General features: G+C 42.9%; 15 protein-coding genes and 1 tRNA gene. 9 read left to right on the top strand and 7 right to left on the bottom strand.

Annotated elements, in window-relative coordinates:
* Positions 1-24 precede the first annotated feature (24 nt).
* Complete coding sequence (locus ACMHKH_RS05370) at positions 25-1,662, bottom strand: cryptochrome/photolyase family protein (protein ID WP_413519632.1); 1,638 nt, start codon at positions 1,660-1,662, stop codon at positions 25-27.
* 190 nt (positions 1,663-1,852) lie between these two features.
* Here ACMHKH_RS05370 and ACMHKH_RS05375 point away from each other — a divergent pair, with 190 nt between their 5' ends.
* From ACMHKH_RS05375 to ACMHKH_RS05405, 7 genes are all read left to right on the top strand, one after another.
* Positions 1,853-2,536: a phosphoribosylanthranilate isomerase gene (locus tag ACMHKH_RS05375; RefSeq protein ID WP_413519633.1), complete on the top strand. Its 684-nt coding sequence runs from the start codon at positions 1,853-1,855 to the stop codon at positions 2,534-2,536.
* 131 nt (positions 2,537-2,667) lie between these two features.
* Complete coding sequence (trpB, locus tag ACMHKH_RS05380) at positions 2,668-3,942, top strand: tryptophan synthase subunit beta (RefSeq protein ID WP_413519634.1); 1,275 nt, start codon at positions 2,668-2,670, stop codon at positions 3,940-3,942.
* A 125-nt stretch (positions 3,943-4,067) separates the two neighbouring features.
* On the top strand, positions 4,068-4,886 hold the full coding sequence (trpA, locus tag ACMHKH_RS05385) for a tryptophan synthase subunit alpha (RefSeq protein ID WP_413519635.1): 819 nt from the start codon (positions 4,068-4,070) through the stop codon (positions 4,884-4,886).
* 274 nt (positions 4,887-5,160) lie between these two features.
* Positions 5,161-6,078, top strand: a complete 918-nt coding sequence (gene accD, locus ACMHKH_RS05390) for an acetyl-CoA carboxylase, carboxyltransferase subunit beta (RefSeq protein ID WP_413519636.1) — start codon at positions 5,161-5,163, stop codon at positions 6,076-6,078.
* Positions 6,079-6,355: 277 nt separating this feature from the next.
* Positions 6,356-7,717: a bifunctional tetrahydrofolate synthase/dihydrofolate synthase gene (gene folC, locus ACMHKH_RS05395; protein ID WP_413519637.1), complete on the top strand. Its 1,362-nt coding sequence runs from the start codon at positions 6,356-6,358 to the stop codon at positions 7,715-7,717.
* Positions 7,718-7,950: 233 nt separating this feature from the next.
* The gene (locus ACMHKH_RS05400) at positions 7,951-9,192 is read left to right on the top strand and encodes a LysM peptidoglycan-binding domain-containing protein (protein WP_413519638.1); all 1,242 of its coding nucleotides are present in this window, start codon (positions 7,951-7,953) and stop codon (positions 9,190-9,192) included.
* Positions 9,193-9,496: 304 nt separating this feature from the next.
* Positions 9,497-10,027, top strand: coding sequence for a DUF2726 domain-containing protein (locus ACMHKH_RS05405; RefSeq protein WP_413519639.1), 531 nt, complete (start codon positions 9,497-9,499; stop codon positions 10,025-10,027).
* Positions 10,028-10,029: 2 nt separating this feature from the next.
* Here the strand turns inward: ACMHKH_RS05405 and ACMHKH_RS05410 are convergent, their stop codons facing one another.
* The 6 genes from ACMHKH_RS05410 to gatC all read right to left on the bottom strand — a co-directional run bounded on the left by ACMHKH_RS05410 (position 10,030) and on the right by gatC (position 14,740).
* Positions 10,030-10,836 (bottom strand): DUF1853 family protein, encoded by an 807-nt coding sequence (locus ACMHKH_RS05410; protein WP_413519679.1) that lies wholly within the window; start codon positions 10,834-10,836, stop codon positions 10,030-10,032.
* Positions 10,837-10,869: 33 nt separating this feature from the next.
* Entirely contained in the window at positions 10,870-10,995 is a 126-nt protein-coding gene (locus ACMHKH_RS05415; protein ID WP_413519640.1) for a hypothetical protein, read from the bottom strand.
* A gap of 144 nt (positions 10,996-11,139) precedes the next feature.
* A tRNA-Pro gene (locus ACMHKH_RS05420) sits at positions 11,140-11,216 on the bottom strand.
* 114 nt (positions 11,217-11,330) lie between these two features.
* A complete protein-coding gene (gene gatB / locus ACMHKH_RS05425; protein WP_413519641.1) occupies positions 11,331-12,860 on the bottom strand; it encodes an Asp-tRNA(Asn)/Glu-tRNA(Gln) amidotransferase subunit GatB in 1,530 nt (509 codons plus the stop codon).
* Positions 12,860-14,356, bottom strand: coding sequence for an Asp-tRNA(Asn)/Glu-tRNA(Gln) amidotransferase subunit GatA (gene gatA, locus ACMHKH_RS05430; protein ID WP_413519642.1), 1,497 nt, complete (start codon positions 14,354-14,356; stop codon positions 12,860-12,862). Before gatA ends, gatB begins: the two co-directional genes overlap by 1 nt.
* Positions 14,357-14,425: 69 nt before the next feature.
* Positions 14,426-14,740: an Asp-tRNA(Asn)/Glu-tRNA(Gln) amidotransferase subunit GatC gene (gatC, locus tag ACMHKH_RS05435; protein WP_413519643.1), complete on the bottom strand. Its 315-nt coding sequence runs from the start codon at positions 14,738-14,740 to the stop codon at positions 14,426-14,428.
* Positions 14,741-15,387: 647 nt separating this feature from the next.
* Between gatC and ACMHKH_RS05440 the strand changes: the two genes are divergently transcribed.
* Positions 15,388-16,416, top strand: coding sequence for a rod shape-determining protein (locus ACMHKH_RS05440; RefSeq protein ID WP_079690985.1), 1,029 nt, complete (start codon positions 15,388-15,390; stop codon positions 16,414-16,416).
* Positions 16,417-16,720: 304 nt separating this feature from the next.
* Positions 16,721-17,581: a rod shape-determining protein MreC gene (gene mreC / locus ACMHKH_RS05445; protein ID WP_413519644.1), complete on the top strand. Its 861-nt coding sequence runs from the start codon at positions 16,721-16,723 to the stop codon at positions 17,579-17,581.
* Positions 17,582-17,685: the final 104 nt, after the last annotated feature.

Genomic DNA, 17,685 nt, shown 5'->3' on the forward strand with positions numbered 1-17,685 from the left:
AAATAAATTAAGTGAGATACATCGCTATTGTTTAAATTCAGCAATCGCTAGTTGCCGAGCTACTTTATGTTCGACCATAGGTTTTGGATAGTTAATTTTGACTAGCTGACCACTGGTGCTAAGTAGCTTGCGCATCTTATCTTCGCTATGCAAGATAATGGCAGGGATTTCTTTTAACTCAGGCAGCCATGTTTTAATAAATATAGCATCAGAATCATGCGTTTTGGCTTGGCTAAACGGATTCATAATACGGAAGTAAGGTGCGGCATCGGTACCTGTTGAGGCGCTCCATTGCCAGCCACCATTATTAGACGCAAAGTCACCATCTATCAGCTGTTGCATAAAATAGCGCTCGCCTAAGCGCCAATCAATCAATAAGTCTTTGGTCAAAAACATCGCTGTAATCATGCGTAAGCGATTGTGCATAAAGCCTGTTGCATTAAGACAGCGCATTGCTGCATCGACTAATGGTACGCCAGTTTTCCCCTCACACCATGCTGCAAAATCATCATGATTGTATGACCAATTAATCTTAATGTCAGTCTGGTGTTTATAAGCTTGATAGCGTATTAACGCAGGTTTTTCGACCAGCACATGACGATAAAAATCGCGCCAAGCAAGCTCACTTATCCAGCGGTTAATATCGCTATTATCAGTGTTGTTAAAGCTATCAAAGTTGTCAACGTCATTTCCATTTAATTCTCCCAGTGCCTTAATAGCTTGTAAGTAGCAAAGTCTAGGGCTAATTGCGCCAATAGTTAGGTAGGCTGATAACTGACTGGTCGCCTGTAAGCTTGGCACATCGCGGCTCACATCGTAATTGTTAATATCTTCAGCGATAAATTGGTCTAATCGATGACAAGCAGCAATTTCGCCAGCAGGATAGGCGCTGCAAGCTTGACTGAGCTGGCCATCCGTATCGATATATTTATATGCTTCATTACTCTGTAATTGTTGTTGATAGTCACTGACGACATTTTTGCATAATACTTCTATAGCTTCGCTACTGTCGGCATTAGTTTTTAACGATTTTAAATCTACTTTATTATTGTTTATAGCTGCTGCTTTATGGATTTGTATATCGCCCACTTCTAACGTCTGTCGCCATTTTTTATAAAATGGGGTAAATACTTGATACATGCTATCGTCATTGGTGGTGATACTTTGTGGTGGCAAGATACATTGGTCATGCCAGCGGATAAACTCGATATCAGTCTCCGCGAGCTGTTTGGTTAATTGCTCATCACGTTCAATCTCATTGCCTTCATACTCATGATTGGCCATGATACAACTGATCTTATTGCTTTGACATAAAGTGCTTAGCGTCTCAACACAGTCAATAAAGCTCGGACAAACTTGCACGGTCAATTTTATATTTAATTGAGTGTGTAGGTCTTTTGCTAAGATAGGCAAGGTGCGGGCGATATGGTCAAGCTGTGTTAGTGACATATCATGTGCTTGCCATTGTTCAGGAGTGAGAAAAAATACCGCACTGACTTGAGCATTATCGTCGTTTGCGCGCTCACAGAGTGCCGCTAGGGCGGTATTATCATGGATTCGTAGGTCACGGCGAAACCACATTAGGTAGTGTGGCTGGCTAATATTTTCCTTAGTATTGTTACTATCGTTGTTCTTTGTGCTTTCCGCCATCGTTTTAGACATTCAAGAATCCTTATTTTAATCAATCGCAATCATAAACAAAACTATGAATAAAAGTATGCTAGGATAAGTTTTTGGTTGCAATTGGTTTGCTCTGCAATTAACAAATTATCACCATAAATTATGATTAACGGTTAATTATAATTTATAATCAATACTTGTCTATTGTTAAGTTCATATTTAAGGTCATAAAATGCACGTTAAGTTTTGTGGATTTACGCAACTTGATGATATTAAAGCGGCTGTCCAATTAAATGTCGATGCTGTTGGCTTGGTATTTTATCCGCCAAGTCCTCGTGCGGTGACGATTGAACAAGCACAGACTTTAAGCGCTGCTGTACCCGCTTTTATTAATGTGGTTGCTTTAGTCGTTAATATGACCGAGGATCAATTGATTACATTGGCAAACAATGTCGCTTTTGATGTTATTCAATTTCACGGTGACGAAAGTCCTGAACAATGCCGTCAGCTGGCAAGTACTGTTAATAAGCGCTGGATGAAAGCGCTGCGTATCAATGCCGAGCAAGATACGCGCGATAGCGTGAGTGGGCAGATAGATAGCTTTGCAGCAGCAGGCGCGAGTAGTATCTTGCTTGATGCCTATCATCAACATAAATATGGCGGTACAGGCGCACGCTTTGACTGGAGCCTTATTCCCCATAATAGCTCGTTACCGATTATCTTAGCGGGTGGACTTGATGCCGATAATGGCGCTGCAACTAGTGACTTGCCTATTTATGCGGTCGATGTCAGCGGTGGTATTGAGATTGATAAAGGTAAAAAAGACCCTGCTAAAATGCGTGCTTTTATGAAAGCGGTCAAACGTGACCGATGGCAAAACGAGACGCTTAGCGAACCTTCGAATATCAGTAGCTAGCTTTAAATTTTCAAACTTCATAGTTTCAAAATTCATAACTTCTAAAGCTAACTATATAAATTGTCTTCTCTATAGTTGTTTTAAAAAAACACCAATCCTAAAAAATACCACTTATTACAGTAGGAATTACCATGAGTCATGTCGCGAATAAAGAGTTATCTACCACTGCACAAGCTATCAATACTTTTACTAATCCAGAAAGCGTGCAAGATTTTAATCAGTACCCAGATGCCCGCGGACATTTTGGCGTCCACGGTGGACGATTTGTCTCTGAAACTTTGATGGCAGCCCTTGAAGATTTAGAGGCGCTGTATACCAAAGTTAAAGCCGATCCTGCATTTTGGGAAGAGTATCACAATGATTTGGTCAACTATGTTGGTCGTCCAACGCCTTTGTATCATGCCAAGCGCTTGAGTGATGAGATTGGCGGTGCGCAAATTTACTTTAAACGTGAAGATTTAAACCATACTGGCGCGCATAAGGTCAATAACACCATTGGGCAAGCACTACTTGCCAAAATGAGTGGTAAAAAACGTATTATTGCAGAGACCGGAGCAGGGCAACATGGCGTTGCAACGGCGACGATTGCTGCGCGTTTGGGACTAGAGTGTATCGTCTATATGGGTGCTGACGATGTCGAGCGCCAAAAGATGAACGTTTATCGTATGCGCTTACTTGGCACGACAGTTGTGCCAGTGACGTCTGGCTCACGTACGCTTAAAGATGCCATGAACGAAGCCATGCGTGATTGGGTTACGAATGTAGATACGACTTATTATATTATCGGTACGGTTGCTGGTCCGCATCCTTATCCATTATTGGTACGCGATTTCCAAGCGATTATCGGCAAAGAAGCGCGTGTGCAACATCTGCAAATGACGGGTAAATTACCAGATGCGCTAGTTGCTTGTGTTGGTGGTGGCTCGAACGCTATTGGACTATTCTTTGATTTCCTAAACGATACGGAAGTTAAAATGTATGGTGTTGAAGCAACAGGTGATGGTATTGAAACGGGTCGTCATTCAGCACCACTTGCTGCTGGTCGTATCGGTGTCTTACACGGTAACCGTACCTATTTGATGGCAGACGATGAAGGTCAAATCCAAGAAACGCATTCTATCTCGGCAGGTCTTGATTATCCTGGTGTTGGTCCTGAACATAGTTTCTTAAAAGATATGCAGCGCGTTGAATATGTTGGCTGTACTGATAAAGAATCGCTAGAAGGTTTCCATGAAGTCACGCGCAAAGAAGGCATTATTCCTGCGCTTGAATCTGCTCATGCCGTTGCTTATGCACTAAAACTAGCTAAAACTATGACCCCTGATCAAACCATCATTGTAAATATGTCAGGTCGCGGTGATAAAGACTTGCACTCGGTGATGAAGGCAGAAGGTATTGAGTTGTAGTAGTTAGTAATAGCTGCCTTTTAGTAAATTATTGAATTATCCTTTATAAAGAAAATCACTCAGTTGACACTTTATTATTAAATAGAGGGTTAACTGAGCCAGTTTATAATAATTAAGAGAATACTATGACCCGTATTGAAAGCACTTTTGAGACTTTAAAAGCACAAAATAAAAAAGCCTTGATTCCTTATGTAATGGCAGGCGATCCCAATCCTAGTAACTTTGTTGGCTTGCTACATGATTTGGTTAAGCACGGCGCCGATATGATTGAAGTGGGCTTACCATTTTCTGACCCAATGGCAGATGGTCCAACCGTTGCTTTGGCAGGCGAGCGTGCATTAGCAGCAGGCACCAGTACTCGTGATGCGCTAAAGATGGTCAAAGAATTCCGTGAGCAAGATAAAGAAACACCAATTATTCTTATGGGTTATCTCAATCCGGTAGAGATTATCGGCTATGATAACTTCGTTGCGCTATGTGAGCAGTCAGGGGTTGATGGCATCTTGATGGTTGATTTGCCACCAGCAGAAGCGGGTAGCTTTACACAGCATTTGACTGAGCATGCGATGAATGAGATTTTCTTATTATCGCCAACGACTCTGGCTGAACGTCGTCAGCAAGTATTGACTCATTGTGGTGGTTATATCTATTACGTGTCGCTTAAAGGCGTGACGGGTTCAGCAACACTAAATACTGATGATGTCGCCAAGCAAGTACAAGCTATTAAAGCAGAGACGGATTTGCCAGTATGCGTAGGTTTTGGTATTCGTGATGCGACGTCAGCCAAAGCAATCGGTGCGCATGCTGACGGTATTATCGTCGGTAGTGCCTTGGTGCAGAATTTTGCTGATATCGATGCCAATGATGCCACGGCTGTTGCTCATGCACAGCAAGAAATCATGGCAAAAATGGATGAACTACGTGGCGCACTCGATAGTTTATAAGTGCTTGTTTAAACAGCTGGGCAAGTTATCGTCACAATATTTATGACAGTATTTATAACAATGTTTATAAAGACACAGGTAAATGGCTTTGCTAATGTTAGTTTACGTGTGTAAACTAACATCACATATAAATGGTTACAGTAACGCATGAGCGTACCCTATAACTGCTCAAGTTATGAGGTTATGTGACAATTAAACTGATTCTTATAAATGGACTCTTAGGGACAAGTGCACAAGTGAGCTTGCCAATAAGCCTTAGATAATGGCGAATAATATGACTGATACGATAACAAAATCTGATACGACTACTGCTACTATGGCTGGTCAATCATGGTTTGAGCGCCCAATACCGGGTATCAAACAGCACCTTACGGTGCAATTAACCGCGGTAGAAACAGAACCTTCAACAAAGTGCAGCAACTGCCATTCTGTGATTACCAATACAGCGCTAATTTTTAACTGCTATGTCTGCCCGCATTGTGATCATCATTTACCAATGAGTGCTCGTGAACGCTTAAACTGGTTACTGGATCAAGTAGAAGGCGAGCTTGGGCAAGAATTTACTGCCAAAGATCCGCTAAAATTTGTAGATAGTAAGCCTTATCCTGCGCGTATGGCAGAAGCACAAGATAAAACCAAAGAGACTGAAGCGCTGATTGTGCTATATGGCAAACTGCGCAATCTCGATATAGTAACTTGTGCCTTTGACTTCCGTTTTATGGGCGGCTCTATGGGCTCAGTGGTTGGCGACCGTTTCGTACAAGCGGCTGAAAAAGCACTTGCTGATAAAGTACCATTAGTTTGCTTTGCTGCCTCAGGCGGTGCGCGTATGCAAGAAGGCTTACTGTCACTCATGCAAATGGCAAGAACAGCCGCAGCAATCGAGCGTTTAAGAATTGCTGGCGTACCATATATTGTGGTACTGACCAATCCTGTTTATGGCGGTGTGACCGCATCTCTTGCCATGCTCGGTGATGTGCATTTAGCAGAACCGAAAGCCATGATTGGCTTTGCTGGCAAGCGCGTCATTGAGCAGACCGTACGTGAGACATTAGAAGAGCCGTTCCAGCGTGCAGAGTTTTTGCTTGAGCATGGTGTGGTCGATGAAGTGGTACATCGTCATCAAATGATTGATACCATTTATCGTTTATTGGCAAAAATGTGTAATGTGTCTAACATTAATGCTCAATAAACAATATTTGATATATTTAAATATTAGCAGCTCTTTAGTAATTTAGCCGTTTAACGATCGAGCCACGTGCTAATATCTGCCAAATATGTAAAACTAGCGAATAGCATTTATCGTGAATAACGGTAAATGCTATTTTTGCTTTATAGTAAGCCAGTTATAATGTCTTTATTTAAGCATTCATCATTTAAGCATTCATCATTTAAGCATTCATCATTTAAGCATTGATATTTATTTGCAGCGTTATCTTTTATTTCAAACTTCGATATAGGTTTTGTCCATGTCTGATTCTTTAGTGTCTCGTAGCCCTAGCAGTAGCTCTGATAACCAAGCCACCTTGACAGAATGGCTGAATTATATTCAGCAGATTCATGTCTCGGCGATAGATATGGGTCTATCACGCGTGCTGCCAGTCGCTGAAGCATTGGGAGTGGTACAATCAGCTAAAGATGACGCTTATGTATTTACGGTTGCAGGCACCAATGGTAAAGGCTCAACGACTGCGGTTATCGCCCAAATGTGCCAAGCCGCAGGATATAAAACTGCCTTATATCAATCACCGCATCTGAGTGTATTTAACGAGCGCGTGCGCATCGATGGCGAGATGGTCAGCGATGAGACATTAATTAATGCCTTTAATAAAGTAGAAGCCGCACGATTAAAGTGCGATTTAACCTTATCATTTTTTGAGATGACAACACTTGCGGCATTGTTGATATTCGCTGAAGCGGACTGCGATGTGTGGGTATTGGAAGTAGGGCTGGGCGGTCGTCTTGATGTAGTTAATATTATCGATCCTGATATAGCAGTGATTACCAATATCGCTATCGATCATGTTGATTGGTTGGGTGATAATATTGAAGCCATTGGTCGCGAGAAAGCAGGTATTTTACGTGATGGCATTAGCGTCATTTATGGTGCTACAGAGATGCCAAATAGCGTACAGCAGACGATAAATAAGTATCAAGCGGCTTGTTATCAAGTGAGCAAAGATTTCAGTTACCGTGAAAATGACGCCAGCACTTGGCAATATAGTAATGCCGCTGTGACTTTGCAATTACCACGCCCAGCACTGTCATTGACCAATACTGCCAATGCTCTGTCAGCGGTACTTACCAGTCCTTTAAAAGTGGATAGTAATGCTATCGAGCAAGCGCTACAGACGGTCAAGCTTGCCGGTCGCTTTGACTATCGTGAGATGCATGAGCGTCATTGGCTGTTTGATGTGGCACATAATGAACAAGGTGTTGAGTTTTTATTGGCGCAGTTATTACCACTATGGCAGCAGCATTTGGCAAAGCAAAATGTAGGTAGCAAAAATAGCAGTAAAACGCCAACTATCAAAATGCTGTTTTCAATGTTAGGTGATAAAGATATCAATAAAGTCGTACAGCGTTTAACGACAGCAGGTTTGCCTATTAGCGACTGGTTTATCGCTGAAATTGATTATCCACGTGCAGCCAGTACCGAGCAGTTGCAAGATATTTTGGTAAAATATATTAATAGTGACCAAGTCCATACATTTGCGCGCCTGACTGAAGCAACGAATGCTGTGATAGACGGTAGTCAGCCACAAGACTTGATTGTCGTCTGCGGTTCTTTTCATACCATAGGTGAAGCATTGGCTGCACTGAGTGAATAATCATTGAGGTGAAAGCAGAACTGTTTTAATGTTAATCTTAGCAAGCCTGTGATGGCAGACAGCACGAAAAATATGCTTTATACTCAAAGTGCTTGCAATAGACGGTATCACTGTTAAAAAAGATGAATGTCGCCGGCGTTAATGGTTTGCTGATTTAAGTTATCTATCATATAGTTTGAAATGATAACTGCGCCGCCCAATCAACCTTATTACCAACTAAGAGACGTAAACGGATGAATTTTTCGAGACAAGCCTTATTGGGCATTGGGATGATTATCGGTGGTAGTGTGATGCTATACGCCATGGTACAACAGATTGGTGATAGCAATAAATCACAGCCAGCGTCAGCCATGGTTGATAAGCCAAGTAATGAGCCGACATCTGCACAGCCATTAACGACAGATATCGAAACAGAAAAACGTATCTTGGCGCAAAAACAAAAAGAGAGGGCGGCTCGTGTTGCTGAGCAAGAGCGACGTGCTAAGCAGTTCTTAACCGAACAAGAAGCGGCAGAAGCGCAAGCGTTAGCAAAAGCACGCGCTGAAAGTGAGCAATATCTGGCGAGTAGTACAGCTAGTGCTGAAGACAATGTCAAAGACAATGTTAAAAACAGTGCTAAAGGCGCTACGACTGACAGTGTGAATAACAGCACGAATAAAGACGCGACAAAAAACACCCTTGCTACACCCACATCAAAGCCTGCTAAAGTAGAGACGTCTACTAATTCTACTGACAGCGCTGAAGCAAAGAAAAAAGTAATAGCAGAGCAGCAGGAAGCTAAAAAACAAACGGCTATTAAAGAGCAAGCCGCTGCTAAAAAATCAGCAGAAGCAAAACAACAAGCAGACGCTAAAAAACAGGCTGATGCTTTAGTGGCTGCACAAAAAAAGCGTGAGGCGGATGAAGCCGCAAAAAAAGCCACACCTAAGTCACCCTCTGACTACCAAGTCAAAAAAGGCGATGGCTTGATTAAACTGGCACGTCAGTACAATATGCCGGTAGAAGTCTTAGCTCAAGCGAATAATATCTCACCGTCGACAGCGCTACAGCTTGGTCAAAGTATTACTATCCCATCACGTAAACAGGTGCAGCGTTTAGCGCGTGAAGCCGCTAATGCTGAACAAGCGCGAGAAGCAAATCGCCAAAAAGAAGATGCGCTGGCGAAAAAATCAGCAGACGCGAAGCGTGACGCTCAGCAAAAACTTCAAGAGGCGCGTAAAGAAGTCAAAGAAACCGATGCCAAAGGTAGCTTTGGAGTACAAGTAGCGCTAGCAAACGACCAAGCCAAAGCAGATGAGATGGCAAAAAAATTCCAAGCGGCAGGTTATCAGGTCAGAACCAGCCCAACCAGTCGCGGTGTACGAGTCATTGTCGGTCCTGAGCGTGGCAAAGTTGCTGCACTCGCCCTAAAAGATAAAATTAATAGTGACCCTAAAGTGAATACCACCAGTGCTTGGGTATTATACTGGCGCTAGATATTGTTAAACTTCTAAACACATGATAACGAAATAACGCCTAAAATCTTAACAAGAGTTACTTCACTTATTATCACTTAATACCTTTATGATTAAAACACGACATGCATTGTCGTGTTTTTTGTTTTAGTGTTTGTCCATTCGCTCATATTTAGTTACCATGAGCGCCGATTTTTTGTTTCTCTGTATAAGCTATCAGCCCATAAGGGTCGATATGTTGCAGTTAAAGACAGCTCACTATATTTGCTAGGTTAGCATAATAGGCAGGCTATCTAACTGCTTTGATACTGTATAAGGTAAAACCATGTCATTTGGCGTTATATTTTTAATATTGGCAGTTGGCTTTTTGGGGCTGATAACGTTACCAAAACTATTTTCTAATAAACAAATCGTTGAACCAGATCCGCTGCCTGTACGTGGTGATGAGCTGGCTATTTGGCCGTTTGCGCCGATGCCAATCATGACCGCTACCGAAGTAATATTTTTTAATAAATTAAAAAATGCGCTGCCGGAATATCATATATTTGTGCAAGTGCAGCTATCACGTATTATCGAGGCGAATAGTAATGAGAACTCTGAGCGCAGCTTTTGGTTCAATCGAATCTGCCGTCAGAGTGTTGATTATGTGATTGTCGATGTCGATGCTCAAACTACTTTGGTTGCCATTGAGCTTGATGATTGGACGCATAGCAGCAAAGCACGGCAAAAAGCCGATGATAAAAAAGATAAAGCGCTTGCTAGTGCGGGCATAGCTATCGTGCGTTTTCATGCAGAGCGCATGCCAAGTGCTGATATGCTGAGATATGAGTTGATGCAGGTAATCGAGAGTTATTAAGATTATGATAAAATTTCAAGCTTATCTTCTACTCCGTCACGCAGCTTAGGATAAATGACGATAGGTCTATCACCTTCAAAGTATAATCCCGTTGGTATTAGATCGTTTGCCGTACAAATAAGTGACGGCTGACGCTTATCATAAAAGTCGCGTTTGCTAAACCATTCAATATAATGGGCGGCGCGCAATGCGCTTATATCAATCGTCGCAAGACTGGCACTATCAGCCTTATCACACCATTCATGTAGCGGGAAACTTGGCGTTAGCCAAGATGGATAATCAAAGTATTTAGTATTTATCGGTAAAAAGAAACGCCCTTTTATCACGCCATAGCGCTTATCAATTTTGACTTTTCCATGCTTTTCAGTGTCTACCCAAACTGTTCGAAATTGCTTGGTTTGCATATGGGTCATTTTGCGCTTTAGATTGTCATTAGAGTTAATCCCAACCCAATTTTCGGGAGCAAAAGGCGCTAAGCCCATAAAAAACTTAATCGCAAGTTCCCAATGTTCCGTTAAGCATTCTTTATGATTATACAAAATCAAATCAAGCTCGCCAGTAGTTTGTTTACCATTGTATAACTGCACATTACTAGCCAGTATCTCGTACGGATGCAACTTGCGCGCAAAGCCATCCTTTAGCCAAAATGACAGTAAGCCTTCAAAATGAAAGCCTAGACGATTCGGGCTAGGGCGCTTTAATAAATAACGGGTGAGATTTTGATAAACCTTAGTGTTATCCAGTTCTTCTAAACGCTGCTGATACGCCTCAAACTGCTTTTGCCAAAAGCTTGCGCTATGTACTGAGATAGCATGAGTGTTTTGGTGCGGTGCAACGTCTAGCTACTTGGTCAATACATTAGGGCAAGCAAGTATATACGCTAAATCACGCACATAAGGGCGCTTGTAAGTCTCCCAAGGTGCATAAGTTGCAGGAGTGGCATGGCATAGAGCGTTAAGCTCGGACATAGTTCAAACCATAGTAAAGATAAAGTATTTACCCTAATGGCTTGTTTGATAAAAGTCTATAGTTTTCATCGCTCATTTTTGATAGCAACAAGAAAAAGCCAACCATTGAAATCAATGATTGGCTTTTTCTTGTTGCTATATCTTTGGTCGGAACGGCAGGATTTGAACCTGCGACCCCTACACCCCCAGTGTAGTGCGCTACCAGACTGCGCTACGCCCCGAATGACTGACTATTTTACGCAAAATTATGTATATTGCAAGGGCTATTTATTTTAGCCAAACTCTGTAGCTCTCATTTACCTATAACAGTCAGCTTAAGCAAAGAGCGGTGAACCTTAACCCAATAATTCTTTTAAGATTTGGTTCACTTGTTGCGGGTTGGCACTACCGCGACTGGCTTTCATGACTTGCCCGACTAGACCGTTAAAGGCTTTTTCTTTACCGCCACGATACTCTTCAACCATCACTGCATTCTTAGCGATGACCTCTTCAACGATTGCTTTGATAGCACCTGTATCGGTCTCTTGTTTAAGCCCTTTTTCTTCGATGATTTTATCAGCTGCGTCATCAGTATCGCCGCCTTCGCGCTCATACAAAGCACCAAATACTTTCTTAGCTAATTTACCAGATAGCGTATCGTCTTTGATACGTTTCAACATGCCAGCCAATTGCTTAGCGCTGATAGGGGAGTCAGTAATTTCTTTGTCATCTTTATTCAGTGCGCCAAGTAAATCGCCCATAACCCAGTTAGCAGCCATTTTAGCATCTTGCTGGTCAATTTCAGCCACGACAGCTTCGAAATAATCGGCAATTTGACGGCTACCAGTCAAGATACGAGCGTCGTATTCTGAAAGACCAAGTGCTTCTTCAAAACGCGCGCGACGAGCAACCGGCAACTCAGGCATTGCTGCACGAATGCTATCAACCGTATGCTGCTCGATACGTACAGGTAGTAAGTCAGGATCAGGGAAGTAACGATAATCGTTGGCGTCTTCTTTAGTACGCATAACACGAGTTTCGTCGCGCTCCGGATCATAAAGCATGGTTGCCTGCAGAACTTTACCGCCATCTTCCAAAATATCGATTTGACGTTCGATTTCACGATTGATGGCGCGCTCGATAAAGCGGAATGAGTTTAGGTTTTTTAGCTCAGTACGAGTACCAAGTTCGGCGCCAGGCTTACGTATAGAAACGTTACAATCACAGCGGAATGAGCCTTCTGCCATAATCGCATCTGAGATACCAAGCCAAGTGACCAGCTGGTGAATGGCTTTAATATAAGCGAGCGCTTCATGAGCGGAGCGCATATCAGGCTCGGAGACGATTTCGATTAATGGTGTACCAGCACGGTTAAGATCGACGCCCGTCATACCATCGACAGCATCATGTACGGATTTGCCCGCATCTTCTTCTAAATGCGCACGAGTGATACCCATGCGTTTAGGGTATTCGTTTTTCTCGCCTTCATTAACCACAACGTCGATATAACCTTCACCAACGATAGGGTTGGCCATTTGGGTGATTTGATAGCCTTTTGGCAAATCTGGATAGAAGTAGTTTTTGCGGTCAAAGGTGTTAAATAAACCTAGCTCGGCATTGACGCCGATACCGAATTTTAGCGCACGCTCGACTACACCAGCATTTAGCACTGGCAAGACACCCGGTAGACCTAAGTCAACGATGCTGGCTTGTGTGTTTGGCTCATGACCGAAGTCAGTCGGCGCACTTGAAAATATTTTACTTTCGGTATTCAGCTGGCAGTGAATCTCAATACCGATGACTACTTCATAGCCATCAACGAACAGCTCTGGACGAACCTCATGTTTGCGAACGGCATTGTTATCAGTAGTAGTTGCTGTGTTCATTATACCGTCTCCTTCGCGATGGTAGAGTGTTGCAAATGATGATCTGTATGCTGTTGGAATAAATGCGCGGTAGTAAGCAATTGGCTCTCACACCAATGCTGACCAATCAGCTGTAAACCAATAGGTAAGCCTGCAGAGCTCAAGCCAACCGGTTGACTAAGCGCAGGTAGACCGGCTAAGTTAACACCAATGGTATAAACGTCACCCAAATACAGCGTCGCAGAGTCAAGGTCTTCACCAAGCTTATAAGCCGCTGTTGGTACGGTAGGACTAGCAATCACATCGCAATTGGCAAAAGCGTCTGCAAAGTCTTTGACGATTAGACGGCGTACTTTTTGTGCTTTGGTGTAATACGCATCAAAGTAACCCGCCGATAGTGCGTAAGTACCCGCCAAAATACGGCGCTGTACTTCAGGACCAAAACCTTCCGAGCGTGAGCGCGTATATAAGTCAATCAAGTCTTTTGAATCTTCACAGCGATAGCCAAAGCGTACACCATCGAAGCGTGATAGATTCGATGATGCTTCAGCTGGTGCCAGCATATAGTAAGTGGCAAGGGTAATCTCTGGATCAGTTATTGTCACCTCTACAATCGTCGCGCCCAGGTCTTCATATTTCTTTAACGCTGCACGAGCCGCTTGTTCGACTTCTGCATCAAGTCCTTTACCAAAATATTCTTTAGCAACGCCAATACGTAAGCCAGCAAATGGTTTTTCACCAGTGCTAGCTGCTGCGTCATTTAGGTCTTGTACATAGTTAGGCATATCGTATTTGATAGAAGTAGCGTCACGCGGGTCATGACCAATCATTGGTTGCAGCAAGTATGCGCAATCCATAGCGCTGCGACCCATACTACCTGCCTGATCAAGACTAGAAGCATAAGCAATCATGCCAAAGCGAGAGACGCGACCATAAGTCGGTTTGATACCCGTTAAGCCGCAAAATGATGCCGGCTGACGAATAGAGCCACCAGTATCACTACCAGTTGCGACTGGTACAAAGCCTGCTGCAACTGCAGCAGCACTACCACCTGATGAGCCACCAGGCACGTGGTCTAGATTCCAAGGGTTATGTACCGCACCATAGTATGAACTCTCGTTATCCGAGCCCATGGCAAACTCATCCATATTGAGTTTACCGAGGCTGATCATGCCTGCTTTATCGATGTTAGAGACAATGGTCGCATCATAAGGAGAAACAAAATTGTGCAGCATCTTAGAGCCGCAAGTAGTCAAGACGCCTTGAGTACAAAAAATATCTTTATGAGCCATCGGTACGCCAAGTAATGGGCGTGTGTCACCTTGAATGCGCATCTCATCTGCAGCTTGTGCTTGTGCTCGTGCTGTCTCAGAAGTATGAGTAATAAAACTGTTTATCTTGCCATCTAGCGCATTGATACGCTTGATATAGTGATCGGTCAGCTCAAGGCTGCTAAATTGTTTGTCTTGCAAGCCAGTAATAAGCTGCTGGGTACTTAATAGATGAAGTTCAGACATAAGGTGTCGTCCGTCAAAATGTGAATAGCATAAAATGAGAGGAGGTCAAAATAAAATAGCGACAGCGACTTATTCAATCACTTGGGGTACCAAATACAAGCCATCTTCGATAGCAGGCGCGACCGACTGATTGCGCTCACGATCGATATCATGTTTGGCAACATCAGCACGCAAGTCTTGGCAGGCTTCATGGATATTTGATAAAGGTTTAATATCGGTGGTATCGACATTACCGAGGATATCCATCATCTTTAATATTTTAGAGATATCAGCGGCGTAGCTATCGGCAGTATTTTCATCAACGCCCAAACGAGCAAGGTTGGCAACTTCTAAGATTTCTTCACGGCTGACTTGGTTGTCAGACGTTAACGGTTGCTGTGACATAGTGTCTCCAGTGACGGACAGTTTTTGTTAGAGTAAGGTAAGGCTAAAAAGATCGGCACTCAAATAAGTGCCTTAGCTCAAAATGTAAATATATAGTGATATAGTGCGGTTATTATAAAGCATCTAACCTAAGTTTACAGAGCCAAGTTTACAGAGCACGACGCGGGATTGCTGGACAATCTTTACTAAGATAAGACGTTTTGCAAATTTGACTGGCTAGTTAGGGCTTGATAAGTAATTGCTTACCATTCGCTTATGAAATACGTTACAGTGGGCAGCTGCTGAGCAAACGAGTAAGTTAGCTATTCATTAAAATCATCATATAACGCTTGCGTCTTGTTAGTTGTTGAATTAAAGGCTGTTTCATTAAAGGGCTGATATCGTCTGCCATTTCAAACTTTGTAACAACTTTTATGGCTTAAGCGCAAAATCCTAGCGTACTGATGCAAATTTCTGTGTTTTTTTTGAGCCAAGTCGGTATAATTTAGCTCAGTTTTTTCGTTTCATCATTATTGCCTCGGTTTGACTTGTTGCGATGATAAAATCTCGCGATGAGTGATACGACCTGCTCAACCCTGACGAGTCAATACTCGGTCAGCCTCATTCGCCTCATTCGCCTCATTTGTAATACGCTGGAAATATTAGTCATGAACCTGTTTGGATTTTTATCAAATAATATCGCAATCGACCTCGGTACTGCGAACACCCTTATTTTTATTCCTGGTAAAGGCGTGGTGCTCGATGAGCCTACAGTGGTTGCGCTTCGAAGTAATCGTACACAGAACCCTACCGTTGCTGCTGTTGGTGTTGATGCCAAGCAAATGCTAGGTCGTACGCCTGCCAATATTACTGCTATTCGTCCCTTAAAAGACGGCGTGATTGCTGACTTTGAAGTGACGCAAAAAATGCTTAAGCATTTTATCACTAAGGTAAAAGCCAAGCGTTTTATGGCGCAGCCTAACGTGGTAGTTTGCGTGCCTTGTAAATCTACCCTTGTTGAGCGTAAAGCGATTCGTGAAGCGGTTTCTTCAGCGGGCGCGAGCAAAGTATTGTTGTTAGAAGAACCGATGGCAGCAGCGATTGGTGCTGGCATGCCGGTTCATGAAGCCAGTGGTTCGATGGTCGTTGATATCGGTGGTGGCACCACTGAGATTGCGGTTATTGCTTTGTCAGGTTGCGTTTATGCCGAGTCGATTCGTATCGGTGGTGATATGTTTGATGATGCTATTATCACCCATGTACGCCGTACGCATGGCTGCGTGATTGGTGAAACCACGGCTGAGCGTATCAAACAAGAAGTGGGTTCTGCTTTAAATGAAGATAGTCAGTTAGAAGTAGAAGTACGCGGACGTAGCATGGCAGAAGGCGTGCCAAAAGCTTTTACTGTCAATTCAGAAGAAGTCCAAAAAGCCTTGAGCGATCCATTAAGTGGTATCGTGAGTGCGGTAAAAGCAGCACTTGAACAGACACCGCCTGAGTTGTCATCAGACATCGCTGAGCGTGGTATTGTCTTAACCGGTGGCGGCGCACTATTACGTGACCTAGATAAACTCATCTCAAGAGAGACGGGTCTACCAGTAACAGTCGCTGAAGATCCATTAACTTGTGTCAGTCGTGGCGGTGGTATTGCCCTTGATTTTATCAATAACAAAAGCTTAAACATGATTTTTGTATAATTCATGGTTTATAAAGCATTGTCATATTAGCAATGTTCAGATAAGGCTTAAGTTAAAGATAAAGTTGAATGAGAAGTCATAGATGAACAATATTAAAGGTAGCCAATAAGGTTACCTTTAATGTTATCAACAACGGCTACAATGCTTGACGATACCATTATTAATTTTTCAGTTATAAAAACTATTAATAAAATGCTGCATCAGAACATTTAATATACTTAGATATTTGCAATATTGTCACATTTATATAGCGCTATTCAGTGCCGGCTACTGCTCACATTAAAACCTCTACATTAGACCAACTATGATTCCAAGTATTTTTGCTCGCCAACCACTTGCACTGCGTATGACTGCTGTTTTATTGATAGTGGCATTAATACTGATGTGGTTTGATAGCAAAAATCCAGAATGGTTTAATCCTGTACGCTCGACCAGCCATGCCGCCATGCAGCCTATCTATGAGCTGTCATTATTACCCAGTTATGCCAAACACTGGTCAAGCGGTAGCTTGCAATCAAAAGAAGCGCTGCGCCGTGAAAATATGCAGCTCAAATCGCAACTGATCCACGCCCAAGCTAAATTACAACAGCAAGATTATATCTTGGCGCAAAATGCGCGCCTGCAAGGTATTCTATCGACCACGCGCCCTGAGCAGTTTGATTTAAATCTAGCGCAGGTAATTGGTACCGATACCAATCTTTTGCGTCAAATTGTGGTGTTGAATAAGGGGGCGCAAGATGGGGTACACGTCGGGCAAACGGTTATCGATGAAGACGGTATTTTAGGGCAGATTATTAATGTCTATCCCAATACCAGTCGTTTATTGCTGATTACTGATGAGCAGCAATCAGTTGCTGTGACCGTCAAGCGTACAGGTCAACGCGCTATTGTCACCGGTCAGGGCATACCTACCTCATTGAGCCTCGATTATGTCTTTAAAACCTCAGACGTCCGCGTCGGCGATGAGTTGGTATCATCAGGATTGGGCGGGCGTATACCAGCAGGTTATCGAGTTGGTCGTATTGCCCATATTGAAGATACGCAAGCGGATAATTTTAGAAGTATTGAAGTGACACCAGCGGCGAACTTTGTCGACAATGCTTATGTACTCGTACTACAAGATAAATTGACTAGTAAAAATAATGCTGGCATCACTGACCCTTGATAGTCATTGCTCAAAATGACAAGCATCTTATATTTAGCCGCTATCCAATCTAAGCATGCTTTTTATTCCTCTTTCTTTATTTCCTGCAATGCTGAATTCATTAT

The sequence above is a fragment of the Psychrobacter glacincola genome, from assembly GCF_965118485.1.
GTDB lineage: Bacteria > Pseudomonadota > Gammaproteobacteria > Pseudomonadales > Moraxellaceae > Psychrobacter > Psychrobacter glacincola_D.